Consider the following 4,628-nt stretch of genomic DNA (forward strand, 5'->3'; position numbering starts at 1 on the left):
GCAACGAGTTCGGCAAGAGCCGGCTTTCTTTTGGCGCGATCAAGTTCGAGCCCGGCATCTATGGCGATTACACGCTAAGCAACGGCATGGTGATCAGCCCCTATGCGCGGGGCGAATTGCAGCAGCGTTTCGGCTACAAGAACACGACCGAAATCGACACCAGGGAGATCGACTTCGACGATGCGGATTTTTCCGCCGCGCTGTCGACCGGCTTCAACCTGAAGATGTCGGAGTTGACCACCGTCAACGGCGAAGTCCGTGGCAAGGCTTCGTCCGACAGTTCCACCGTCGGYGCCAAGCTCGGAGTGAARATCGCCTTCTAGCTAAAAGCAATTCCAGGGAAAGTGTGAGCGGTTTTGTCCGGAATTCTTATGGACGTTCACTCGGTCCTCCGAGAACCGCTAAAGCTTCAGCAATTTCAGCTTCCTCGCTCAGGACCGAATGAACGACCTGCTGAAACTCTCATCTAGAGCGGCGGTTTTGCATGTGAGTCCACATAAAGTGGTTTCTCCAGCGTACCAGATGGACTTTGATCTTGGAAGACGAGTAACTTTTCATTGTTACTCTCAGGGGTGACGGTAAATTTCATATTTAGTCTTTATTTGGCGATAAGCCCAATTTGGGTAAAGGCTTTCATTTTGTATGAAATCGGAAATCCATATTCTACCGTCATAGATAGCCATGTGTCCGGAAAGATGCCCATCTATTGGTTGTATAACTACAACCTCTCCAGCAATTGGCATGGTCGTATTTGTCTCAACAAATCCTGCGTTTGTTAGATTCCGTCCGTAATCTTTCGCGTCACCAGTTGGAACCAACGTTATGCCGCCACTTTCAATTGCCTCCCTTACAGATTTTGCACAATGACTTTTGCCATGACTTCCACCAGCACCAGCACGTCCTCGTGCAAGGAAATAGCCTTATTTTTATCCCAAGGCATAATAATGCTCCCGGCGTAAGCGGTACGAGCCTGGAGTAATTTACCCCAATACCGGCCCTTTGAAAATCGGACACCGCGCAGGGCGGCGGCCTTCGCTTATCACCGCCGCGCCGAGCGTCATCCCTCGTTTGTAGTTCGCAACCAACCCCTCCGCCGCTCGTTGACCGTGTGCTGGTTGATCCCAGCGCACTTCAACTTCCCCGCCCGTATCCCATTCCGGGCGGGCCTTTTCTCAGACCTCGGAACATTGTCGCGCCGACGACGTTCGGCTGGATCACTGTCCCACAGTGACTCCCCGTGTGCTTGGCCCGCTGCCGAAAGGTGGCGGGCTTTTTTTGTTTTGCCGGATCCGCGCGGGGACGCCCTCTGTACATATTCATACCATCTAATATTTCAGGAAACTCGGACGGCTTTCTGACGTTTGTGAATCGCCAGCATTCATGGTCCCCTCGCTGGTATCCGAGAGGCCCGTCACCGGACCACGGTGGCGGGCTTTTCGTGGGAACAGTTTGTTATTCCGCTCGTTTTGCCCACGCATCTGTGTGACGCGGGTGCACGAAAGTTGTTTCGACATCTTTCGGGGCCCGTCACGGCTTCCTCCGTGGCGGGCCTTTTGCGTTCATGGCGCGAGATCGAGCGGTTTGTGTCCGGGCCTTTCATGCCAAATAATTTGCCGAAGGTCCCGCATATCAACCAACTGCCCGCAGGTTGGGCAGGGGTAGAAATTTTCCCGCTCGTCATCCGGTACGCTTTTGTGGCGATGGCCGGGAAGGGGCGGGCCCAATTCGTTCAGCTTTGTCATGGTTGCTCGAACCACCGCTCTAGGCAAAGGTTCCGGAACTATTTTAGCTAAAACCTATTTAAGAGAGCGAGTGGGGAGCGCGTGAGTGAATGCGTAGCGACCGTGAGCGGCTCAAGTTCATCAAGCCGCAGGAACCGATCTGGTCGAGGTGCCGCCGGTCAGCGATGACTGGCTGCACGAAATCAAATATGACGGCTTTCGCACTCAGCTCGTGCTTGATTGGGCCGGGGGCCGCGCCTTTACAAAGACCGGACATGACTGGTCGAAGCGCTATTGGCCTATTGTCGCCGCGTTGGAGAAGCTGCCGGCCAAGGCACTGATCCTCGACGGCGAGGTGATCGCCCCCGAAGCTGATGGCAGGCCGAATTTCCGCCAAATGCATTCACGCATGGCGTGGAATGCCGAGCTGCTGGCCTTTGTCGCTTTCGATATCCTGCATAGGGAAGGCGAGGATTTGCGTCCACTGCCGGTGATCGAACGCAAAGAATTCTTTGGGACCTGATCAAGCCGGCCGAGGGCATCATCCAATATAGCCAGCATGTCGAAGGTGGCGGGGCCGAGTTCTTCGCCGGCGTTGAACGAATGGGGCTTGAAGGAATGGTATCGAAGCGGCGCAACAGCCCCTATCGCCGTGGGCCGTTCGGTTCCTGGGTGAAGACGAAGTGTTTTGAGATCGGTGATTTCGACTTGCTCGGCGTCCAGAGCGAACCTGGCAGGCCAACGATGGCGCTTATGGCCCGCGATGGCAAATATGCCGGCAAGGCTGTCATCAGCACTACGCGATCGATCAAGGACCGGCTATGGCAGCGGGTGCAGCAGGCCAAGGCTCGGCCGCCAGAGGGCTTACCGAAGGCGGTAGTCACTCCGGAAGTCGAATGGGTGGAGCCCGGCATAAAGGCCCGCGTGAAGTTCCTGCGTGGCGCTTCGGCATGCGTCTGTGCAGGATTTCCGGGACGAGAGTTAGCCTAGGAGCTTACTTCCGCACGATCCATTCCAGCAAGTCGGGATCGACGTCATCGCTCCCGGTGAGGTCACGGATAAAGTCGACGGCCAGCGCTCGCCACCTGTCTTCGGGGACGTTGTCTTCGATGACGGATTTTATGAAGGCGCTGCGCAGGATGTCGCAGTCAAAAGCCGAGACCTGATTACTTGGCTGGTCATGATGCCAACTCCCATTTAAGGGCGGGGAGCACAACGAACTCTCAATCACCGATGCCCATAAGTCGCCGGCGACGTTGGGATTCATAATCCGTCCTGCAACGGCTTCAATCGGGAATCACTGTACGTTCCAAGTGGCGTGGGTAGCCTTGCCCGCCTCTTTGTGTGCACTAGCTCCCGCTTGCGGCGCATATGCTTCCTAAGGTCCGCCGCAATAGTGGCCGACGCAGCAAATGTTTCATTCGGTGACTGCGTCGGCCATCGCCCGAAGCTCGTGAGGGAACGCGTGCGAGGTCAGATGAACGATGTGTCCTGGCTGTGTATATTCTAAAATTGGCCGGACCGCGAAGGCTGTCGTCGAGGCAGAGCGCGCTGAACGCACAGCCAAAACGGCCAGATTGAAATTGCTTCGCTTAGCGACCCAAATTTCTTTGCCGGAGGCTGAACCGCAGGTTGGGTTCACAGAGGAACTCGACTGCTCGCTACTTGGGTCGGCTTTGCTCGGTGACGCCGGCTTGGCGGACTAAACGAGCATCGCTTAGGCCCGCTGCCGGGACGGGCAGCGGGCGTATCCCAAGTACATCCCGATAGGCGGCTCTCAACTTCTCATCCTGAATTTGGGTGCGGAATCTCGCCGCCCGCTTTGGCTGGCTTCCCACAAGGTTTTTGTTTCCTGACGACGCACAGGCATTGGGGTGGGGCTTGCACGTCAGTCGCCAGCTTTAGTCATAGGGGCGCACCTGGAGGAAGGTCCGCACATGCGACGCTACGCTTGATCCTTGGCGTCTAAAGTCGGGAATGCCGGGACTTGGTGAACAAGCGGTTACTATCCTCACGCAAAATGGAACTAATTTAGTGCAAGCTGATGACTCGCGCTCGCCCCTACCTCGCCCGCCGGGCCCAGGCGGGCTCTGCATCCCGGCTGGGTTATAACGTGGGCGGTAATGTCCCGAACCGGCCTCCTTCAGGAGCCCCTCACTCTCGACCCTAGCGGGCTTTTTTGCTGGTGGAACAATCGTCCTCCGGGGACATTGCATCCAAGCTGTGCGGCCTTCAGACGTTTCCCCACCCCCACACATGTCAATGCAATTGCGGTGCCAGACCTATTGACCCATTGCGGGTCACAATGGCTTTGCTCCTACCGCTCAGAGCCTGGGCGGGAACTTCCGGTAGTGCAGTTAGTTTCCCCTGCACGGGCGAGGGCAATTCAGGAGAAGGTCATCATGAGAATCTATCTGTCGAGTGCTGTTGCTTCTTTGGTCCTAATGGGCAGCGTTGGCGCGGCTTTCGCTGATGATGTCGTCGTACTCAAGCCAGAGGAACAAACGGTCGTTCGTGAATACGTTAAGAAACAACCGCTGGCGTCCGTGAATCTGCTTGGGCTAGAGCTGAAGCTTGGTTCGTCGGTTCCAGATACAGTTGAATTGAGGGAGGTTCCGAACATCAAATACAGGGTTGCGGTTATCAATGACCAGACCGTTTTGGTTGATCCCGAGACGCATCAGATTGTTGAGGTCCTTCACTAGCGGTCAGACGGTTGCTTTTTTGGGGTGGGTGCGATGGACCCGCCCCAAGGGGGCTAGAGCGGTTCACGCTTTGATGGAATCGAAGGGGATTCCCGATTTGTCGGTTGTGTGATTCAAGATGCTGGCTGGGAATGGAGGCCAGCATCTGATGACCCGACCTCTTTCCAATGATCTTCGCGAGCGGGTTGTAGCGGCGGTTTTG

5 protein-coding genes are annotated in these 4,628 nt (G+C 56.1%); 4 read left to right on the top strand and 1 reads right to left on the bottom strand.

All coding sequences use genetic code 11. The annotated features are described in order from the left end of the window. The 3 genes from AC1DZU_RS35325 to AC1DZU_RS35335 all read left to right on the top strand — a co-directional run. Window positions 1-323, top strand: a 323-nt coding sequence (locus tag AC1DZU_RS35325) for an autotransporter outer membrane beta-barrel domain-containing protein (protein WP_477292057.1), incomplete at its 5' end; no start/stop codon positions are given. A 1,567-nt stretch (window positions 324-1,890) separates the two neighbouring features. Continuing rightward, window positions 1,891-2,244, top strand: a complete 354-nt coding sequence (locus AC1DZU_RS35330; RefSeq protein WP_477292059.1) for an ATP-dependent DNA ligase — start codon at window positions 1,891-1,893, stop codon at window positions 2,242-2,244. Between the two features lie 95 nt (window positions 2,245-2,339). After that, window positions 2,340-2,711 (top strand): hypothetical protein, encoded by a 372-nt coding sequence (locus tag AC1DZU_RS35335; protein WP_477292061.1) that lies wholly within the window; start codon window positions 2,340-2,342, stop codon window positions 2,709-2,711. A gap of 4 nt (window positions 2,712-2,715) precedes the next feature. Here the strand turns inward: AC1DZU_RS35335 and AC1DZU_RS35340 are convergent, their stop codons facing one another. Next, on the bottom strand, window positions 2,716-2,988 hold the full coding sequence (locus AC1DZU_RS35340) for a hypothetical protein (protein WP_477292063.1): 273 nt from the start codon (window positions 2,986-2,988) through the stop codon (window positions 2,716-2,718). Between the two features lie 1,135 nt (window positions 2,989-4,123). Between AC1DZU_RS35340 and AC1DZU_RS35345 the strand changes: the two genes are divergently transcribed. Further along, the gene (locus AC1DZU_RS35345; protein WP_477292065.1) at window positions 4,124-4,426 is read left to right on the top strand and encodes a DUF1236 domain-containing protein; all 303 of its coding nucleotides are present in this window, start codon (window positions 4,124-4,126) and stop codon (window positions 4,424-4,426) included. Window positions 4,427-4,628: the final 202 nt, after the last annotated feature.

The sequence above is a fragment of the Mesorhizobium sp. P2_A12 genome, assembly GCF_056405075.1.

Bases quoted from the DNA above. Each gene is read 5' to 3' on its own strand.
- AC1DZU_RS35345 (WP_477292065.1), top strand. From the start codon at position 4,124: ATGAGAATCTATCTGTCGAGTGCTGTTGCTTCTTTGGTCCTAATGGGC.
- AC1DZU_RS35335 (WP_477292061.1), top strand. From the start codon at position 2,340: ATGGTATCGAAGCGGCGCAACAGCCCCTATCGCCGTGGGCCGTTCGGT.
- AC1DZU_RS35340 (WP_477292063.1), bottom strand. From the start codon at position 2,988: ATGAATCCCAACGTCGCCGGCGACTTATGGGCATCGGTGATTGAGAGT.